The following is an 18,196-nucleotide window of genomic DNA, read 5'->3' as shown; positions in this document are numbered from 1 at the left end:
AAGCAGCCGCATTGGCGGAATTTTCTATCGGTTTCGTTCCCCATGGATTTTCGGTTCTGGCGGCTCAGAGCAGAAGCGCCTATCTTGAATTGAGGAAATATAACCGCCAAGGGAGAAACATCATGACCGAGAAGAAGCCGGGACGCGGGCGCGTCTATAGCTCCATTTTAGAGACTGTCGGCGATACGCCCATCGTGCGGCTGGACAAGCTCGCGAAAGAAAAGGGCGTGAAAGCCAATCTTCTCGCCAAGCTTGAATTCTTCAACCCGATTGCGTCTGTGAAAGACCGTATCGGTGTCGCGATGATCGACGCGCTTGAGGCGCAGGGCAAGATAACACCCGGAAAGACCGTGCTCGTGGAGCCCACCTCCGGCAACACCGGGATTGCACTTGCCTTTACGGCGGCGGCGAAGGGCTATCGCCTGATCCTGACCATGCCCGAGACCATGTCGATTGAGCGGCGCAAGATGCTGGCGCTTCTTGGCGCTGAACTGGTGCTCACTGAAGGACCGAAAGGCATGAAGGGCGCAATCGCCAAGGCCGAAGAGTTGGCGGCGACCCTGCCGGATGCAATCATTCCGCAACAATTCGAAAACCCGGCCAATCCCGAAATCCATCGCAAGACGACCGCCGAGGAAATCTGGAACGATACCAATGGTACGGTCGATATTTTCGTTTCCGGCATCGGCACGGGTGGCACGATCACCGGCACCGGGCAGGTACTCAAATCCAAGAAGCCCGAGGTGAAGGTTGTGGCCGTCGAGCCGGCGGACAGTCCCGTTCTGTCAGGTGGCAATCCTGGCCCGCACAAGATCCAGGGGATCGGAGCGGGCTTTGCGCCGCCCATTCTCGACACGTCGATTTATGATGAGGTGGTCACGATCAGCAATGATGAGGCCTTTGCAATGGCCCGCGACGTTGCCCGCATTGAAGGCGTTCCGGTCGGCATTTCGTCCGGTGCGGCTTTGGCTGCTGCCATCAAGGTTGGCAGCCGCGCAGAAAACGCCGGCAAGAACATCGTCGTTATCATTCCGTCATTTGCCGAACGCTATCTTTCGACCGCCCTGTTTGACGGCCTCGGCGAATAACGGGAAGCGGGGCGCTTCTTAAAAAGGGCGCCCATTCACGCCGCCGCCATTAGCCTGTCCCCGGCGATACGGTAGGATATGGCTTCAGCCAGGTGCAGCTTTCCAACCGTCGCCTGTCCATCCAGGTCAGCCAGCGTTCGTGCGACCTTCAGAATTCGGTGATAGCCGCGTGCGGAGAATTTCATCTTCTCCGCCGCATCTCTCAAGAGCTGCAATCCGTTTGGATCGGGCTCTGCAATTTTCTCAATCAAAGCGGTCGAGCATTGTGCATTGGTTCGCAATCTCGCCTCACCAAGCGCCAGAAACCGTTCCCGCTGCATGTCACGGGCAAAGGCAACGCGGCGTGCGACATCGGCGCTCGATTCCGCCGCCATTGGTTTGATGAGATCCATCGCGGTGACGGCCGGAACATCAATGCGAATATCGATGCGATCCATTAACGGTCCCGATATCCGCCCCTGGTAATCCGCAGCACATCTGATCCCGCGTGCGCAGGTATGTCCCGGTTCTCCGGCCATGCCACACCGGCAGGGGTTCATCGCCGCCACAAGCTGGATATTGGCTGGATAAGAAACGCGGTGATTGGCGCGCGCAATCACGCATTCGCCCGTTTCCAGCGGTTGCCGCAGCGCATCCAGCGCTTGCGGGGTAAATTCCGGAAGCTCATCGAGAAAGAGCACACCGTTATGCGCCAGCGAAACCTCACCAGGGCGCGCCCGCAATCCGCCACCCACAAGGGCTGCCATTGTGGCTGAATGATGCGGCGCACGAAAGGGACGGCGGTCTGAGAGTTTGCCGCCGGAAAGCTGCCCGGCGATGGACTGTATCATCGACACGTCCAGGAGTTCGGCAGCCGAGAGGGGTGGCAAAATGGAGGGCAGGCGCGACGCCAGCATGGATTTTCCAGAGCCAGGCGGGCCGATCATGAGAAGATTATGCCCACCTGCCGCGGCAACCTCGAGCGCCCGTTTGGCGCTTTCCTGTCCCTTTATATCAGCAAGGTCGGGCAGGTTGGCGGGCATCTGGCGAACGGCAGGCTCGGGCCGTGAAAGCACCTGCGTGCCGCGAAAATGATTGGCCAGCGCAATCAGGCTTCTTGGTGCCAGGATATCAATGCCGTCTCCGGCCCAGGCCGCTTCAGCCCCGCTGGCCGCAGGGCAAATGAGGCCCTTTCCCATGGCGTTCGCCGCAATTGCCGCCGGCAAGGCGCCGGCAACGGCTGCAATGGTGCCATCAAGATTGAGTTCGCCCACAACGGCGAAATCCTGCAGCGCATCGGCCGGAATGGCACCCAACGCGGCCATCAGCCCAAGCGCGATGGCAAGATCGTAATGGCTGCCCTCTTTGGGCAGGTCTGCAGGTGCCAGATTGATGGTCACTTTCTTGCCAGGCAGCGACAGACCTGAAGCATGCAGGGCAGCCTGCACCCGCTCGCGGCTCTCAGCGACGGCCTTGTCGGGCAGGCCCACGATATGCATGCCGACGTTTCCCGGTGCAACCATCACCTGCACATCGACAGGAACGCCTTCTATGCCATGAAATGCAACTGTCGCAACACGCGATACCATTGGATGCCCCTCATCAAAATGCCTGACGCTCCGGCAGAAACTGGAGTTCCTGCTTGACTTGGGCTATTGATGCACATTAGCGTGAATAAAACAAGAACAGGAAATGAACAAACTGCTCAGAAATGCATATAAAAGTTGTATCGGGTTGTATTTGAAGAACAAAAAGCTCACAAGCAGCAAGGGAGCGTGAGCTGCTTTCCGGTGACATTTCGACCTATTGCCAGGCGCTATACGGTTTTCCGTTGGCGGTGCGAACGATTGTATCAATATAGGTGAAGTCGGCTGTGAGCGTGTCGGTGTTCTGGCAGGTGGTAATCAGGCCGCTGATGAACGCAATGCAGTTGACCCTGTCGCCCTGAACAATGCCGTTCGCATAGTCTCGTATCATGCCATCGGGACCGACGCGGAAATAGTATATTGCATATTCAAGCTTCGTCTTGCTCGTTCCGATAAGGCCGGAGAAATCGAAACTGGATTCACCAGCCTCCCGCAATCCGGCATGTTTATAGACCGTGTCTCCACTCGGCAGTGTCACCTGATCGATCAGGCGTCCATATGTTTCGCGCGTGGCGAAGAGTTCGGCTTCTTTGAGAGACTTGGATGCAGCAATGGCTGCATAGGGTTTTCCGATCGTGGACGAAAGCTGATAGCGGTCGCTTTTGTTACGGAGTTTTTCCGCCGTGCTTGAGCAAGCTGCAAGGCTGGCAGTGATAAAAACGAACAGAAGAATTTTGAAAATGCGCATGCCATGTCCCCTTAGTCTTCAAGGGAACATCTACTCCGGCATCAAGCTGGCATAAACGTGCTTTATGCCAATCTTAGCGGCCAATTTTGGGCATATTGCGGTTTAGCGTTTTGCTTCAATTGCATCCCATAGGAGGCTTGCAATATCCGCGCCGCCGAACTTCTTGACTTCACGGATGCCGGTGGGCGACGTCACATTGATCTCGGTCAGATAATTGCCGATCACATCGATACCGACAAGCAGGAAGCCGCGTTCACGAAGTGCCGGGCCAATACGGGCGCAGATTTCCTTTTCTCTTTCCGTCAGCTCGGAATGTTCGGCGCGTCCGCCCACATGCATGTTGGAGCGGCTGTCATGCTCTGCTGGCACGCGGTTGATCGCGCCGACAGGCTCACCGTCGATGAGAATAATGCGTTTGTCGCCCTTGCGCACATCCGGCAGATACTCCTGCGCAATGAACGGCTCGCGGAACTGCGCGGAAAACATCTCCAGAAGTGAAGACAGGTTACGGTCGCCCTTGGTCAGATGGAACACACCCGCACCGCCATTTCCGTAAAGCGGCTTGATGATGACGTCGCCCAGCTCATCGCGAAACGCGCGGATTTCGCCCGGATCGCGGGTAATCAACGTCTTCGGCATGAGGTCGGGAAACTCGGTCACGAAAATCTTTTCCGGCGAGTTGCGCACCCATGCCGGGTCGTTCACCACCAGCGTCTTCGGATGAATGCGCTCCAACAGATGCGTGGAAGTGATGTAGGACATGTCGAAGGGCGGGTCCTGGCGCAGCAGGACAACATCCATGGTGGAAAGGTCCACACGTTCGGGTTCACCGAGCTCGAAATGGTCTCCTTTCACGTCGCGCAAAACCATCGGTTCCACTGTGGCATAGACCTTGCCGTCACGAAGCGAGAGCCGATCCGGCGTATAGTGGAAGAGCTTGTAGCCGCGCTCTTGCGCCTCAAGGCTCATGGCAAAGGTGGAATCACCGGCGATCTGGATGGATGAAACATGGTCCATCTGGACCGCGACATTGCGGATTTTGGCCATTTGGGGGTCCCCGAGAAATCAGTTCCCCCCATTTAGGATGTCACAGCCCGCTTCGCAACGGGGTTCCGCCCGAGCGCATCGCTTTCAGCTTGTTGCGAAGCTTGATGGCCAGCTGCAGCGGCCCGGGGAAGGGGCGGCGCACGAAGGCAATTTTGCGGACATAATTGTCGATTTGCCATGTCGCCCAGGTCTTGCCCCGGAAATAGGCAATGTCGCCCGCGCGCAAGGTGCGGGTCACACCATCCTCGTCCGTCACATGCACTTCGCCTTCAATGATCATGACGGTTTCGTCCCAGCCATAATACCAGTTGAAACGGCCTGCCGTGCAGTCCCAGATCGCCGTCATTGCAGCGTCGTCGTCACTTTGCGAATGCTCGCCAATACGCGCGTTCGGATTGCCCTCCAAAATCCACGATGGCTCGATAGGAGATGGCTTCATCTCCAGATTGTTGGCCGTACCGGAAATGACGGATGGTCCCGCCGCCGGGGCTTCGTTGATCTTCATCGCACCAAGAACGGATACGAACGCGAAAATTGTATTAAATGGAAATGCCATACTTACCCCCACAGTCAAGTCGGGTGCAGCCTTACACGGCAAAGATGAGTTTACCGTTCTGGAAAAGGCTCAAGTTTTAGCGAACCCTCCAGGAAGTGCCGCAAAATGCGCCTCAACGCCCGTTCTGGGTCAGGGCAGCTGTTCCAATTCGGGAAAAGCGCTTCAAGCCGGGCTTAAGCGGTGATGCGCTTGCCCGTCTCGGCAGAAAAGAAATGCAGTTTTTCAGCAAGGACGGAAAGACGAATGTCTTCAGGCAGTGCCACCTCGGAAGAAAGAGTAACGGTGAGCGGTGTTCCCGAAGCGTGGCCGTGCACCAAACGTTGCGCGCCCAGCTCCTCAATGTAATCCACGTGAAAGGCAAAGCCGCTGCCGTCCTGCGCCAGCCGCAAATCTTCAGGGCGAATCCCCAGTGTGGATTTGCCCTGAGGCAGAGTGCGGTTCTCAACCGAAATGGTCTGGTCTCCGAAGGCAATGGTCTGGCCTGTAATCTCCACATTGACAAGATTCATCGCCGGTGAGCCGATAAAACCCGCCACGAAGGTCGAGGCAGGATTGTGATAGACATCCAACGGCGTGCCGATTTGCTCCACTTCGCCGCGGTTCAGAACCACGAGCCTGTCTGCCAGTGTCATGGCTTCCAGCTGGTCGTGGGTTACATAAAGCGATGTGGTGCCGAGCCGCTTCTGCAATTGTTTGATTTCGCCGCGCATGGAAACGCGCAGCTTTGCATCCAGGTTTGACAGCGGCTCATCGAAGAGAAACGCCGCCGGCTTGCGCACGATGGCGCGCCCCATGGCGACACGCTGGCGCTGCCCGCCTGAAAGCGCGCGTGGTTTGCGATCAAGGTAGGGTTCCAGCTCAAGCATGCGAACGGCCTCTTTCACCCGCGCATCGATTTCTGCTTTTGGTGTGCCGCGGTTTTTCAGGCCGTAGGCCATATTGGCGTAAACGCTCATATGCGGATAGAGCGCATAGTTCTGAAACACCATGGCAATATCCCGCTCGGCGGGTTCAACCTTGTTGACAATTTTTCCGCCAATGCTCGCGGTTCCGCTGGTGATTGTTTCCAGGCCCGCAATCATGCGCAACAGCGTGGACTTTCCGCAGCCGGATGGCCCGACAAGCACGATGAACTCGCCGTCGGCGATATCGATATTGACGGATTTTACGGCGTGGATGTCGCCCGCATAAGTTTTGGAAACATTGGCGATCTGGATATTGGCCATGAAATATCGTTCCTATTTATCGCTCTCGGTCAGGCCCTTGATGAACCAGCTCTGGAAGATGATGACGACCAGAATGGGTGGCAGCATCGCCAGAACGGCAAGCGCAAAGGCCTGATTGTAATCGGGGATTTGGGAACCGACCCAAACGAGCAGGATCTGCTTGATGCCGCGCACCAGCGTGAAGAAGCTTTCATCTGTCGTCATCAGCATCGGCCAGAGATACTGGTTCCAGCCATAGACGAACATGATCACGAAAATGGCCGCCACCATGTTGCGGGAGAGCGGCACCAGAATATCGATGAAGAATTTGAACGGTCCGGCACCATCGATGCGGGCTGCCTCGAGAAGCTCATCCGGCACGGATTTGAAGAATTGCCGGAAATAGAATGTGCCTGTCGCAGAGGCCAGCAATGGCACGATCAAACCGGAATAGGTGTCGATCAGATGGAGTTTGCTCATCACCATATAGGAGGGCAGGATACGCACCTCGAGCGGCAGCAGCAGGGTCGTAAAAATCATCCAGAAGAACACAACACCCATACGGAAGCGGAAATAGACGATCCCGTAGGCTGCCAGCATGGAAAGCACGATCTTGCCGACGGCAAACCCGATGCCGAGAATGAAGGAGTTTTTCAGCATCGCCAGACCGGTCACCTGGCCGGTAAAGCCACCTTTCTCAAAAAGCACCTCGTCATAGGTCTCGGCAAAATGCCCGCCCCATGTGGTCATAAGCCCCTGCATGTGGATTTCAGCGGCGTCATGCGTCGATGTCATGAAGGCCACCACAACCGGGCCCATCATGAAAACAACACCGATAATGAGAATGAGATGGTCGATATATTTCTTCACGGATCCCATCCCTCTCAATTGTAGTGCACGCGCCGCTCAAGAAAGCGGAACTGGAAGATGGTGAGAACGAAGACGACGATCATCAAAATCACCGATTGTGCCGAGGAACCGCCAAGATCGTTGCCGCGAAAACCGTCCATATAGACCTTGTAAACGAGGGTAATCGGATTGTTGGCCGCCTTGTCCTTGACGGTTGTATCGACAATGCCGAACGTGTCGAAAAGCGCATAGGTCATATTGATGATCAGCAGGAAAAACGCCGTTGGCGAGAGAAGCGGCAGCGTGATCGTCCAGAAGCGGCGCAAGCCCGAACGGCAGTCGATGGCCGAAGCCTCCCGCACCGAGACCGGTATGCCCTGCAGGCCGGAGAGAAAGAAAATGAAATTATAGGGGATTTGCTTCCACACAGCGATTGTGATCATCGCAATTGCCGTGTCGTAATAATTGATGCCGATCCTCATGTCCCAGCCGAATAGGGCCGCGAATTTGACGAAAGGACCGATATGCTGGTCGAAGAACATGACCCCGATCAGGCCGGCAACCGGCGGAGCAACGGCATAGACCGAAATCAGCAGGGTCTTATAGGCACTCGCCCCTTTTAGAATCGCATCGGCCTTCACCGCCAATAAAAGACCGATCGAGAGTGAGAAGAACGTCACGAGGACTGTGAACCACACCGTAAACCAGGCAATTCTCATATATTCCGAAGAGGAGAGAATATCGGTGTAGTTGTTTATCCCCACAAAGGTCGAGCCGAAGCCGAACGGATCTTCCAGATAGAATGAAGATTGAATGGCCTGAGCGGAGGGCCAATAGAAAAAGATGAAAATCACGGCCATCTGCGGCAGCAGAAATAGATAGGGCAGATAGGGATGGGAAAATTGAACTCTTTTCATCGTGCCAGCCGGACTTTTCTGAAATCGTAAAACATCCGGGAGGTGACCTCCCGGATGCTTCGTCATGCTTGATGAAGTGGATTAGCTGGCCGTCTTGGCAAACTTGGCCAGAAGCTGGTCGGCTTCTTTCTTGATGGTTTCCATGGCGTCCTTCACGGTCGTTTCACCGGCAAAGATGCGACCATATTCACGTTCCATCACTTCACGAATCTGCGGGTAGAAGCCCAGGCGATAGCCCTTGTCCCACTCAGCGCCCGGCAGCGAAAGCTGCAGGATACCGACTTCGGCAGCAGGTTTTTCTTCGTAATAGCCTTCCTTCTTGGCCATTTCATAAGCCGCCTTGGTGATCGGAACGTAACCGGTCGACTTATGATAGAAGACCTGGATTTCAGGGGACGTCAGGAACTGGAAGAAGGAAGCCGTGCACTTGTTTTCCGCTTCCGGCTTGCCGGCCATTGCAAACAGTGCTGCGCCACCGATGAAGGAGTGTACGCCGGCACCATCAATGGAGTTCCAGTAGGGCAGGAAGGTCGCTGAGAAGGGCATTTGTGCCGTCTTCTGCAGTCCGCCGAACGAACCCGAAGAACCGATCCAGAGTGCAGCCTTGTTTTCTTCGAAAACCTTCTGGTTGTCGGACCAGCCGGCACCGTAATAGCCGAAGTAGCCTTCGTCGGCCCAAGCCTTCAGCTTCTCATACATCATGACGTGGTTGGGGTCGGTCACGTTGATTTCCGTGCCCTGCACGCTGTCATAACCGTTGTTGTTGGTCGCAAACTGGATGTTGTTGCGTGAGAAGAAGTTTTCGGTGAATTCCCAGGTCAGCTGAGACTGAACGAGCGGAACGAAACCGGCTTCCTTGAGCTTCGGTGCGATAGCTTCAAACTCTTCCCAGGTCTTCGGTGCTTCAACGCCGGCCTTTTTCAGGGCTTCGTCGTTGATATACATGATCGGAGCCGAAGAGTTGAAAGGCATGCCGATGAACTTGCCGTCCGAGTCAGCGTAGAAGTAACGCACGCCATCAATGAAAGCGTCGCGATCGAATGTGTGTCCTGCCTGGGTGATCAGGTCTTCAGCCGGAACCGCAGCACCCTTGGCGTTGATGATCGTTGCGGCGCCTGCGTCAAACACCTGCAGGATGTTGGGCTGTTCGCCCGAACGGAAGGCAGCGATACCGGCGGCGAGCGCTTCTTCATAAGTGCCCTTCGAAACCGGCGTCAGTGCGCATTCGCTCTGCGATTCGTTGAACTTCTTGGCGATTTCGTTGATGACATCGCCGTTATGGCCGCTCATGCCGTGCCACCAGGTGATGTTGGTAGCAGCAAAAGACGTGGAAGCGGAAAGCGCAAATGCAGCGCTTGCGAATACGATTTTTTTCAACATGGTTTGCCCCTGTTCTCGTCATGATTTGACTGAATGGGCAATTAGACCGCTAATATTACGGTCCCATGACGCTTGGATTACGTTAGTGTGACAATGAATTCCGGACCTGTTCAAAAGGCGTCGGGAACGTGTGACGGTAGCCGCCAGGGTGTTACCGCCAGAATGTCATAACGCCAGGAAAGCTCTGAGAAATCTTTCTGCTTTGCCAGCCAGATGCGGCTGGCAGCGCGGATTCGTGCCTTGTTTCTCTCGCCGACAGAAAAGAGCGCATCCTCCACAGTTCTGCGCGCCTTCACTTCAACGAAGGCAATCAGATTGCCTTTACGGGCAATGATATCGATTTCCCCGGCTTTGGTCCGGTAGCGCAGTTGGAGTATGCGGTATCCGCGGAAAAGCAGATAGGCGGCGGCATAAAATTCAGCCAGATGGCCGAGACGAAAAGCGCGGCGGCGCTTCTTGTAGCCGTCCTCAGCCATTGTCCTTCATATCCAGAAGGCGCTGGTAAAGGTCCTTGCGTGGCAGCCCTGTTATCTTCGCAGCTTCGGTTGCCGCCTTCGAGGTTGGCATATCGGCGATCAGGTCGCGCAGGATCGCGTCGACATCGGCTTCGCCCGGTGGTTCGGGTACTTCTGGCGGGCCGATCACCAGCACGATTTCGCCCTTTACACTCTGACCCTCGTAGTCGGCAGCCAGCATCTCCAGCGGCCCACGCCTGAATTCCTCGAAAGTCTTGGTGAGTTCCCGGCAGACGGAAGCGTCGCGGCTGCCGCCCAGAACATCGGCTGCTGCCGCAAGCGTTGCCGCAATCCGGTGGGGCGATTCAAAGAAGATGAGCGTTGCCGGGACGGACACAAGTTCGGCCAGCCGGTCGCGGCGCGCTTTGTCCTTGGTGGGCAGAAAGCCGGCAAACAGAAAGGCATCGTTTGGAAGACCGGAGCCCACAAGTGCGGCAAGTGGAGCCGAAGCCCCCGGAATAGGGTGAACACGATGTCCCGCCGCGATCGCCATCTGGCCAAGCCGATAACCGGGGTCGGAAACAAGCGGCGTGCCGGCATCGGAAACGAGCGCGACCGTCTTGCCGTCTTCCAGCATGGCAAGCAGCTTTTCGCCGGCCTCTTTTGCATTATGCTCATGATAGGCAAACGGGCGCTGGCGTATGCCGTAACGGTCAAGAAGCACGCGGGTCACGCGGGTGTCCTCGCATGCCAGAATGTCAGCCCCGGCAAGGGTTTCCAGCGCGCGCAGGGTTATATCGCCCAGATTGCCGATGGGTGTGGCAACCAGATAAAGACCGGCATCCAGCGGGCGCGCCGGCAATTCCGTATTGCCGATTCTGTATGTCCGCGCCTTTTCGCTCAATCCGATCTTCCTTCCCGGTTTTGTCTCTTCTTCCTTATGGGCGATGGTCTGCTCGCCCGCAAGAGGCGCCTTCAGGCTCTTTAATGGGCATAACTGCGGAAGTTTCTTGGTAAAACCCTTGCAATCTGGCGCGACTATCTGCCATTTTGCGCCTCCACAATCAGACCGGCCCTGCCGGAAAACCCAACTGTTGCTTTTGCGGACCCGACCGGGTTCGGGCGAAGTTTCAAGGCGGATATCAAGTCCATGCGTATTACCATCGAGCGTGCCAACCTTCTCAAGTCGCTGAACCACGTGCATCGTGTCGTCGAGCGTCGCAACACGATCCCGATCCTCTCCAACGTCATGTTGAAGGGTGACGGTGCGAACCTTGAAATGAAGGCGACGGACCTCGATCTGGAGATCACCGAGTCAACCCCGGCACAAGTTGAACAGGCAGGTGGCACCACCGTTCCGGCGCACCTTCTCTATGATATTGTGCGCAAACTGCCGGACGGCTCCGAAGTGCTCTTGGCGACCACGCCGGATGGTGCGGCCATGACCGTGGCAGCAGGTCGCTCCAAGTTTTCGTTGCAGTGCCTGCCGGTTTCCGATTTCCCGGATCTGACTGCCGGCACATTCAGCCACACGTTCAAACTGCCAGCAGCATCCTTGAAGATGCTGATCGACCGCACCCAGTTTGCGATCTCGACAGAAGAAACACGCTATTATCTTAACGGCATTTTCATGCACACCGTGGAAGCTGAAGGTGATCTGAAGCTGCGTGCCGTGGCAACCGATGGTCACCGCCTCGCGCGCGCCGATGTAACGGCACCGTCAGGCTCGGAAGGCATGCCGGGCATTATCGTGCCGCGCAAGACTGTCGGTGAATTGCAAAAGCTGGTCGACGGTCTTGATGCTGATGTGCTGATTGAAATTTCCGATGCCAAGATCCGCATGACTGCTGGCCCCATCATTCTGACATCCAAGCTGATTGACGGCACGTTTCCGGACTATCAGCGCGTCATTCCTTCCGGCAACGACAAGGAAATGCGCATCGACACCAAATCTTTCCAGAACGCAGTCGACCGCGTGTCCACCATTTCGTCGGAGCGCGGTCGCGCCGTCAAGCTTGCCCTTTCCGACGGTCAGATGACCCTCACAGTGAACAACCCGGATTCCGGTTCTGCGACCGATGAGGTCCCTGCCGGTTATGACAGTGACCCGCTGGAAATCGGTTTTAACGCAAAATATCTGCTGGACATCACCAGCCAGCTCTCGGGCGAGCAAGCAATCTTTCTGTTTTCCGATCCGGGCTCTCCAACGCTGGTGCGTGACACGGCAAGCGATGACGCCCTCTACGTGCTCATGCCCATGCGCGTCTAGGCAGCAAGGGCTGGACAACTCGCCCGCCCGGGAGCACATGCATTCATATCGTCTGCCATTTTCCTGCCCGCCATTGGTGCAAGATGGTGGCAGGTGCTAACATATTGAAAAGGATAGTTTGATGGTTGTGCAGCGTGTGAAAAGCGAATTTGGCAAGCGATTTGAAGGTGAAATCAAGTTCTTTCGCGGCATGATGGACGGCCCCAAGCAGGTGGGCGCGATATTGCCGACGTCCAGCGTCACTGCGCGCCGCATGGCAAGCGTCATCAATCCGGCATCCGGCCTTCCGGTTCTGGAACTGGGACCGGGGACAGGTTCCATCACGAAAGCCATCCTGCAGCGCATTGAACCTAAGAAGCTGGTTTCCGTCGAATATTCCGATGATTTTTACAACCATCTGACAAAGCTCTATCCCGGCGTCAATTTCATCCGCGGCGATGCGTTTCAGCTGGATGATATTCTCGGCGATTACGCCTCGGCAAAGTTCGACTGCATCATTTCGGCAATCCCGATGCTCAATTTTCCTGTCGAAGCGCGCAAGGACCTTCTCGAAAGCCTTCTTGATCGCGTACCTGCCGGTAATCCGGTCGTTCAGATTTCCTACGGCCCTGTTTCGCCCATTGGCCCGCGTCCGGGCAAATACATCATCAAGCATCTGGATTTTGTCATGCGCAATATTCCACCCGCACAGCTCTGGACCTATCGACGGCCGGCTCAATAGCGAGCGGTCTCCATTGTTTTGACCTTGCGGAAAAGGCGCTGAAATGCGACTGGACCCCAATGGAAATCTGGAAGGGGTTGAGCGGATGACCGTGGATATGCGCGAACGCCTGATTACCGGCCTCGACGTGCCGACAATCGGTGAGGCGGAAACCATCGTCAAGAAACTGGGCGACGATGTTCTCTTTTATAAAATCGGCTATCAGCTTGCCTTTGCAGGTGGGCTCGAGTTGGCACGCGACCTTGCCAGGGACGGCAAGAAAATCTTTCTCGACATGAAGCTTCTGGATATCGACAACACGGTCAAAAGTGGTGTCGAAAATATCGTCAAGATGGGCATGACCATGCTCACGCTTCATGCCTATCCAAAGGCCATGCGCGCGGCAGTCGAAGCCGCCAAGGGGTCAGACCTCTGTCTTCTGGGTGTCACGGTGCTCACCTCCATGGACGAGCAGGACATGATCGCTGCCGGTTATGAATATGATCCCCACACCCTGGTTCTGCGCCGCGCCGAGCAGGCCCTTGAGGCTGGTATGGGCGGCATCGTCTGTTCGGCGGAAGAGGCCTCTGCCGTGCGCAAAATCGTCGGCCCGGACATGTCCGTCGTCACGCCTGGAATTCGCCCCGCCGGCGCGGATAAGGGCGACCAGAAACGGGTTATGACACCGGCAGATGCGATGCGGGCCGGTTCGTCACATTTGGTTGTTGCACGGCCTATCGTGAAGGCGGATGATCCGCTGGAGGCCGCGCGCGCCATACTGGCCGAAATGGCAAGCGCTTAAATTAAAGGGAGAACACATCATGGCAAAGGGATATTGGATCGCGCGTGTCGACGTTCGGGAGCCGGAGCGCTATCCGGAATATGTTGCGGCGGCAAAGCCCGCATTCGATAAATACGGTGCGAAATTCCTCGTCCGCGGCGGTGCGCATGAGCTTGCCGAAGGCCCCGGCCGCGCCCGCAACGTGATCATCGAGTTTGATTCTCTGAAAACAGCGCAGGAATGCTACCATTCGCCGGAATATCAGATCGCTGTCGGCATCCGCCAGCAAATTGCCGATGGAGAAATCGTTCTGGTTGAGGGAATATGAGGCAAATTGCGCCTCTGGGAAACCTTCACCTGCGGTCCATATTCATATAAAGACCGTGTTCAAGGGATTTCATTTCGATAGGGACTGACACACATGACTATGTCCAACCAGCCCAAGCTTGTCACCATTTTTGGCGGGTCGGGTTTTGTAGGGCGCCACATTGTTCGCGCGCTGGCAAAAAGAGGCTACCGTATTCGCGTTGCTGTGCGGCGTCCGGATCTGGCTTTCCATCTCCAGCCGCTTGGCAATGTGGGCCAGATTTCAGCCGTGCAGGCCAATCTGCGTTTCCGCAGCTCTGTGGATGCGGCGGTCAAGGGTTCGGATTATGTCATCAACTGTGTCGGCATACTCTTCGCCAAGGGCCGCAACACGTTTGAGTCCGTCCAGGATTTCGGCGCGCGTGCCGTAGCCGAAGCAACACGGGCCGCGGGCGCCAAGTTGATCCACATTTCGGCAATCGGCGCAGATACCGACAGTGAGTCTGTTTATGCAGCCTCCAAGGCGCGGGCTGAAAAGGCGATCCACGAAATCCTTCCGGAAGCGATCATCATGCGCCCCTCGATCATTTTCGGGCCGGAAGACAATTTCTTCAACAAGTTCGCAGCCATGGCCCGCTTTGCGCCGGCGCTTCCGCTGATCGGCGGTGGCAAGACCGCGTTTCAGCCTGTCTTTGTCGGTGATGTTGCAGAAGCTGTTGCGCGCGGTGTTGATGGCAAGCTCGAAACCGGCAAGACCTATGAACTGGGTGGTCCTGAAATACTGACTTTCCGCGAAATCCTGGAAATGATCCTTGAGGAAACCGACCGCGAGCGTCCGCTTGTATCAATCCCGTTCGGTGTGGCGTCTCTGATTGGCTCTATTTCATCCATGGTGCCGTTTGTCGATCCGCCGCTGACTGCCGATCAGGTGGAACTTCTCAAGACGGATAATGTTGTTTCGCAGGAAGCCGCTGATGCGGGCTTGACCCTGGACGGCATGGGCATCAGCCCGACACTGGCCTCGGCCATTATCCCGACCTATCTGGTGCGCCACCGCCCGCATGGCCAGTACAGCCGCTCGGGCAAAGTTGCCTGAATTTCCGGTTACGTAAGATCGGTTAAGGAACCCGGCAATCGTGCCGGGTTTTTTGTTGCCTTAATAGCAGGCAGCGTCTTGTCGCTGAGCACGCGTTGTATTTTTGCAGCAGCTTAATTTAGTTCACCGTTAATTCTACGTTCAGCTTAACAAACTATTGTTTCTTGCAGGCGCTGAGCGTACACGACGCGCCGAGCCGCGGAATGGTTGATTCCGGGCAAAAAGAATTCTGGAGAGGCTTTTCGCTTTATGGGCAAATCGATTGCAATTTTTTTCGCGTGTGCAGCTGCCATCATCGTAGGCGCATCTTTTGCCGCCCCGACTGCCGTCGCCTCCAAATCCGAATGTGCTCCGGCCTATGGGGTTGATCCGTGCACGGTGCAGAAGTGATTTGAAGCGCGAAAATGAACAGCAAAGCCGGGCGTGAGACCCGGCTTTTTTGACTGATGACAGGACCTCAACCCATCAGATAAAGCCCGGCAAACCCAGCGCTGCCAACGATAATGCGCCACCACGCAAAGACACCGAAACCGTGGCGCGCGACAAAGTTCAAAAGTGAACGTACCACAAGCAAGCCGGTCACAAAGGCCGCGCCGAATCCGATGCCGATATCGGTGAGGGCGGCAAAGGACAGTGCATCCCAATTCTTCGCCAGGTCGAGCGCAAATGCGCCGATCATCGTCGGCACAGCCAGAAAAAACGAAAACTCTGCAGCCGAGCGCTTGTCGGTGCCCAAGAGAAGTGCCCCGGCAATGGTCGCACCCGCCCTTGAGGTTCCGGGGATAAGCGCAAGGCACTGGAAAAGACCGATCTTGAAAGCCAGAGACGGCGTATAATCCAAGATGTCGAAATATTTCGGCTCATGTTTCATGCGGTCGACAATCGCCAGCGCAACGCCGCCTATGATCAGCACTGAGCATATGAGCTCCGGAGACTCAAAGAGCACGGTCTTTATGAGGTTATAGGCAAGTGCGCCCATGAGCGCGGACGGCAAGAACGCGACCAGAATGGACACGACAAAACGGCGTGCCTTTTCATCTGTCGGAATTGCAATAGCGATGCGGAACAATTTGCCCGCATAGACGACGAGCAGCGCCAGAATGGCACCCAGCTGAATCATGACCTCAAACGTGTGTCCCGGCGATGTGAAATCGAGAAAATGGGCCGCCAGAAGCAGGTGAGCCGTCGATGAAACGGGAATAAACTCCGTCAAACCTTCGAGTAGGCCCAAAATCAGGGCCGCAAATTCCGAAGATTCAGTCATAATTTATCCTTCTCGCAGTAGCATGGTCCGACGAAGCTGATTCGATTGTCCAACAAAGGCAAGAACCTATAGCTTTTTCACAGCCGCAAAGACCAGCCCGGCGGGCCGTGTCGGCGGCGGAAACAGAACTTTCAGGTGGCCCGAAAAGAAAAGAATGCCAACACTTTACCACTTCCCCATGTCATCCCACTCGCGCTTTGTCCGGCTCATTTTGGGGGAATATAATTATCAGGTGGAACTCGCCGAAGAACTGACTTGGGAACATCGCAAGGATTTTCTGGCACTCAACCCGGCCGGAACTTTGCCGGTGCTCGTTGATGATAGCATGCGGGTTCTTTGCGGTGCCTATGTCATCCTGGAATTCATGGACGAAACAGCCGGTATCCTCAAGCGCGATAAGCGGCTTCTCGATGATGACCCGTTCAAGCGCGCCGAAATCCGCCGTTTGACGGAATGGTTCCTTACCAAGATGGAACAGGAAGTCACCCGTCCGCTGGTGCGTGAACGTGTGCACAAGGTCATCATGCGGTCCGACCAGGGCGGTGGACCGCCCGATTCCAAGGTGCTCAGGGCAACACGGGCGAATATCCGCCAACATATGAAATATGTCGCATGGCTTGCCGGTACGCGGGCTTATCTTGCCGGCGACCGGTTCAGCTACGCCGATCTTGCAGCCGCCGCGTCGATTTCTGTGCTGGATTATATGGGCGAAATCGACTGGGGTGAAACGCCGCAGGCGAAGGAATGGTATCAGCGCATCAAGTCGCGGCCCTGCTTCAGGCCACTTCTTGCCGAACGGATCAGGGGCCTGACCCCGGTTTCCCATTATGCGGACCTCGATTTCTAGCGCCGAAAAACTCTCCGGTTTCGTCAAGTCCGAGGCTGCGCGGCTGGGCTTCTCCGCCTGCCGCATTGCACCGGCTGTGCCGGGTAGCCGCCAGGCTGAAAATCTCGCGGCCTTTCTCAACGCCGGCTATCACGGCACGATGGCGTGGATGAAAGAGACGGAAGAGCGCAGGGGCAACCCTCGCGCACTTTGGCCCGAGGCTCAGAGCGTCATTGTTTTGGCGATGAACTATGGTCCCGAAACCGATCCGCTCGCCGCACTGGATCAACCGGATTGCGGGTCGATCTCTGTCTATGCCCGCAATCGCGATTATCACGACGTGATAAAGGGAAAGCTCAAGGAACTGGCCGGAAAACTGGCGTCGCGGGCAGGTGAGGGCGCGGACGTGAAGGTCTTCGTCGACACCGCCCCTGTTATGGAAAAACCGCTGGCGCAATCTGCCGGGCTCGGTTGGCAGGGCAAGCATACAAACCTTGTCTCACGTGAGCTTGGCTCGTGGTTCTTTCTCGGTTCCATATTCACCACCGCAGAGCTTGCTGCGGATGATGTAGAAATCGACCATTGTGGCACTTGCTCGGCCTGTCTGTCCGCCTGTCCCACAAATGCGTTTCCGGCACCGTATCAAATCGACGCCCGGCGTTGTATTTCCTATCTCACCATCGAACATAAAGGCTCGATCGCGCCTGAACTGCGCCCTCTTATGGGCAACCGCATTTACGGCTGTGATGACTGTCTCGCCGCCTGTCCGTGGAACAAGTTTGCCCATGCCGCCAGCGAAATGAAGCTGGCAGCCAGAGATGACTTGAACGCGCCAAAACTCGAATATCTGCTGACGCTGGATGATGCCGCCTTTCGTACCCTGTTTTCCGGCTCGCCGATCAAACGCATCGGCCGCAATCGTTTTATCCGCAATTGCCTCATTGCGGCGGGCAATTCGGCTGATCTTGAGCTTGCCCCCCATTGCCGCCGGCTCTGTCGCGATGATAGTGCGGATGTGCGTGCCATGGCGATCTGGGCGCTGTCTTGTCTGGAAGGCCTGACGGCTGAGGCAGCCAAGGGCCTCTTGCCCCCCGGCGAAAACGACCCGCTGGTGCTGGCGGAATTGCAGAGTTTGGAGATGTAA

At 56.2% G+C, this 18,196-nt stretch carries 19 protein-coding genes; 8 read left to right on the top strand and 11 right to left on the bottom strand.

Annotated elements, in window-relative coordinates:
* The first annotated feature begins 122 nt into the window (after nt 1-122).
* Nucleotides 123-1,088 carry a cysteine synthase A gene (cysK, locus tag NHF56_RS14095; RefSeq protein ID WP_252805578.1) on the top strand — a complete coding sequence of 322 codons (966 nt, stop codon included), beginning with the start codon at nt 123-125 and terminating at the stop codon, nt 1,086-1,088.
* A gap of 35 nt (nt 1,089-1,123) precedes the next feature.
* On the opposite strand, the gene NHF56_RS14090 is transcribed toward cysK, so the two are convergent.
* From NHF56_RS14090 to rsmI, 10 genes are all read right to left on the bottom strand, one after another.
* On the bottom strand, nt 1,124-2,656 hold the full coding sequence (locus tag NHF56_RS14090) for a YifB family Mg chelatase-like AAA ATPase (protein WP_252805575.1): 1,533 nt from the start codon (nt 2,654-2,656) through the stop codon (nt 1,124-1,126).
* Between the two features lie 214 nt (nt 2,657-2,870).
* Complete coding sequence (locus NHF56_RS14085; RefSeq protein ID WP_252805574.1) at nt 2,871-3,401, bottom strand: hypothetical protein; 531 nt, start codon at nt 3,399-3,401, stop codon at nt 2,871-2,873.
* A gap of 102 nt (nt 3,402-3,503) precedes the next feature.
* Complete coding sequence (gene gshB / locus NHF56_RS14080) at nt 3,504-4,448, bottom strand: glutathione synthase (RefSeq protein ID WP_252805572.1); 945 nt, start codon at nt 4,446-4,448, stop codon at nt 3,504-3,506.
* A gap of 40 nt (nt 4,449-4,488) precedes the next feature.
* Nucleotides 4,489-4,953, bottom strand: a complete 465-nt coding sequence (locus NHF56_RS14075; protein ID WP_252805941.1) for a cupin domain-containing protein — start codon at nt 4,951-4,953, stop codon at nt 4,489-4,491.
* Between the two features lie 224 nt (nt 4,954-5,177).
* Nucleotides 5,178-6,230 carry a sn-glycerol-3-phosphate import ATP-binding protein UgpC gene (locus NHF56_RS14070; protein WP_252805571.1) on the bottom strand — a complete coding sequence of 351 codons (1,053 nt, stop codon included), beginning with the start codon at nt 6,228-6,230 and terminating at the stop codon, nt 5,178-5,180.
* Nucleotides 6,231-6,242: 12 nt separating this feature from the next.
* Entirely contained in the window at nt 6,243-7,079 is an 837-nt protein-coding gene (ugpE, locus tag NHF56_RS14065) for a sn-glycerol-3-phosphate ABC transporter permease UgpE (protein ID WP_373456310.1), read from the bottom strand.
* Nucleotides 7,080-7,093: 14 nt separating this feature from the next.
* Nucleotides 7,094-7,975, bottom strand: coding sequence for an ABC transporter permease subunit (locus NHF56_RS14060; RefSeq protein ID WP_252805567.1), 882 nt, complete (start codon nt 7,973-7,975; stop codon nt 7,094-7,096).
* A gap of 81 nt (nt 7,976-8,056) precedes the next feature.
* On the bottom strand, nt 8,057-9,355 hold the full coding sequence (locus NHF56_RS14055; RefSeq protein WP_252805566.1) for an extracellular solute-binding protein: 1,299 nt from the start codon (nt 9,353-9,355) through the stop codon (nt 8,057-8,059).
* A gap of 110 nt (nt 9,356-9,465) precedes the next feature.
* Nucleotides 9,466-9,831 (bottom strand): YraN family protein, encoded by a 366-nt coding sequence (locus tag NHF56_RS14050; RefSeq protein ID WP_252805564.1) that lies wholly within the window; start codon nt 9,829-9,831, stop codon nt 9,466-9,468.
* Nucleotides 9,824-10,714, bottom strand: coding sequence for a 16S rRNA (cytidine(1402)-2'-O)-methyltransferase (rsmI, locus tag NHF56_RS14045; RefSeq protein WP_254007719.1), 891 nt, complete (start codon nt 10,712-10,714; stop codon nt 9,824-9,826). Before rsmI ends, NHF56_RS14050 begins: the two co-directional genes overlap by 8 nt.
* A 246-nt stretch (nt 10,715-10,960) precedes the next feature.
* Here rsmI and dnaN point away from each other — a divergent pair, with 246 nt between their 5' ends.
* The 5 genes from dnaN (at nt 10,961) to NHF56_RS14020 (ending at nt 14,962) form a co-directional block, all read left to right on the top strand.
* Nucleotides 10,961-12,079 carry a DNA polymerase III subunit beta gene (gene dnaN, locus NHF56_RS14040; RefSeq protein WP_252805562.1) on the top strand — a complete coding sequence of 373 codons (1,119 nt, stop codon included), beginning with the start codon at nt 10,961-10,963 and terminating at the stop codon, nt 12,077-12,079.
* A gap of 121 nt (nt 12,080-12,200) precedes the next feature.
* The gene (gene pmtA / locus NHF56_RS14035; protein ID WP_373456309.1) at nt 12,201-12,800 is read left to right on the top strand and encodes a phospholipid N-methyltransferase PmtA; all 600 of its coding nucleotides are present in this window, start codon (nt 12,201-12,203) and stop codon (nt 12,798-12,800) included.
* A 91-nt stretch (nt 12,801-12,891) separates the two neighbouring features.
* On the top strand, nt 12,892-13,581 hold the full coding sequence (gene pyrF, locus NHF56_RS14030) for an orotidine-5'-phosphate decarboxylase (RefSeq protein ID WP_252805936.1): 690 nt from the start codon (nt 12,892-12,894) through the stop codon (nt 13,579-13,581).
* Nucleotides 13,582-13,600: 19 nt separating this feature from the next.
* Entirely contained in the window at nt 13,601-13,888 is a 288-nt protein-coding gene (locus NHF56_RS14025; protein ID WP_252805558.1) for a DUF1330 domain-containing protein, read from the top strand.
* Nucleotides 13,889-13,981: 93 nt separating this feature from the next.
* Nucleotides 13,982-14,962: a complex I NDUFA9 subunit family protein gene (locus NHF56_RS14020; RefSeq protein WP_252805556.1), complete on the top strand. Its 981-nt coding sequence runs from the start codon at nt 13,982-13,984 to the stop codon at nt 14,960-14,962.
* Between the two features lie 457 nt (nt 14,963-15,419).
* Here the strand turns inward: NHF56_RS14020 and NHF56_RS14015 are convergent, their stop codons facing one another.
* A complete protein-coding gene (locus tag NHF56_RS14015) occupies nt 15,420-16,226 on the bottom strand; it encodes an undecaprenyl-diphosphate phosphatase (RefSeq protein WP_252805554.1) in 807 nt (268 codons plus the stop codon).
* A 154-nt stretch (nt 16,227-16,380) separates the two neighbouring features.
* On the opposite strand from NHF56_RS14015, the gene NHF56_RS14010 reads away from it, so the two are divergent.
* Nucleotides 16,381-17,073 (top strand): glutathione S-transferase family protein, encoded by a 693-nt coding sequence (locus NHF56_RS14010; RefSeq protein ID WP_252805553.1) that lies wholly within the window; start codon nt 16,381-16,383, stop codon nt 17,071-17,073.
* Complete coding sequence (gene queG, locus NHF56_RS14005) at nt 17,054-18,196, top strand: tRNA epoxyqueuosine(34) reductase QueG (RefSeq protein ID WP_252805551.1); 1,143 nt, start codon at nt 17,054-17,056, stop codon at nt 18,194-18,196. The genes NHF56_RS14010 and queG overlap by 20 nt, the downstream gene beginning before the upstream one ends.

Origin of the sequence: Rhizobium sp. L1K21, from assembly GCF_024055895.1 — a bacterium.
Lineage (GTDB): Bacteria > Pseudomonadota > Alphaproteobacteria > Rhizobiales > Rhizobiaceae > Ensifer_A.
Note: the sequence above shows the minus strand (reverse complement) of the source record. Positions and strands in the feature narration are given on the sequence as shown.

What these genes read in the sequence shown, in the direction of transcription:
- gshB (WP_252805572.1), bottom strand. Translation starts at nt 4,448, where the DNA reads ATGGCCAAAATCCGCAATGTCGCGGTCCAGATGGACCATGTTTCATCC.
- NHF56_RS14015 (WP_252805554.1), bottom strand. Translation starts at nt 16,226, where the DNA reads ATGACTGAATCTTCGGAATTTGCGGCCCTGATTTTGGGCCTACTCGAA.
- NHF56_RS14075 (WP_252805941.1), bottom strand. Translation starts at nt 4,953, where the DNA reads ATGAAGATCAACGAAGCCCCGGCGGCGGGACCATCCGTCATTTCCGGT.
- NHF56_RS14010 (WP_252805553.1), top strand. Translation starts at nt 16,381, where the DNA reads ATGCCAACACTTTACCACTTCCCCATGTCATCCCACTCGCGCTTTGTC.
- NHF56_RS14085 (WP_252805574.1), bottom strand. Translation starts at nt 3,401, where the DNA reads ATGCGCATTTTCAAAATTCTTCTGTTCGTTTTTATCACTGCCAGCCTT.
- NHF56_RS14070 (WP_252805571.1), bottom strand. Translation starts at nt 6,230, where the DNA reads ATGGCCAATATCCAGATCGCCAATGTTTCCAAAACTTATGCGGGCGAC.
- dnaN (WP_252805562.1), top strand. Translation starts at nt 10,961, where the DNA reads ATGCGTATTACCATCGAGCGTGCCAACCTTCTCAAGTCGCTGAACCAC.
- NHF56_RS14025 (WP_252805558.1), top strand. Translation starts at nt 13,601, where the DNA reads ATGGCAAAGGGATATTGGATCGCGCGTGTCGACGTTCGGGAGCCGGAG.
- pmtA (WP_373456309.1), top strand. Translation starts at nt 12,201, where the DNA reads ATGGTTGTGCAGCGTGTGAAAAGCGAATTTGGCAAGCGATTTGAAGGT.
- NHF56_RS14020 (WP_252805556.1), top strand. Translation starts at nt 13,982, where the DNA reads ATGACTATGTCCAACCAGCCCAAGCTTGTCACCATTTTTGGCGGGTCG.
- NHF56_RS14060 (WP_252805567.1), bottom strand. Translation starts at nt 7,975, where the DNA reads ATGAAAAGAGTTCAATTTTCCCATCCCTATCTGCCCTATCTATTTCTG.
- cysK (WP_252805578.1), top strand. Translation starts at nt 123, where the DNA reads ATGACCGAGAAGAAGCCGGGACGCGGGCGCGTCTATAGCTCCATTTTA.
- NHF56_RS14050 (WP_252805564.1), bottom strand. Translation starts at nt 9,831, where the DNA reads ATGGCTGAGGACGGCTACAAGAAGCGCCGCCGCGCTTTTCGTCTCGGC.
- queG (WP_252805551.1), top strand. Translation starts at nt 17,054, where the DNA reads ATGCGGACCTCGATTTCTAGCGCCGAAAAACTCTCCGGTTTCGTCAAG.
- NHF56_RS14055 (WP_252805566.1), bottom strand. Translation starts at nt 9,355, where the DNA reads ATGTTGAAAAAAATCGTATTCGCAAGCGCTGCATTTGCGCTTTCCGCT.
- NHF56_RS14090 (WP_252805575.1), bottom strand. Translation starts at nt 2,656, where the DNA reads ATGGTATCGCGTGTTGCGACAGTTGCATTTCATGGCATAGAAGGCGTT.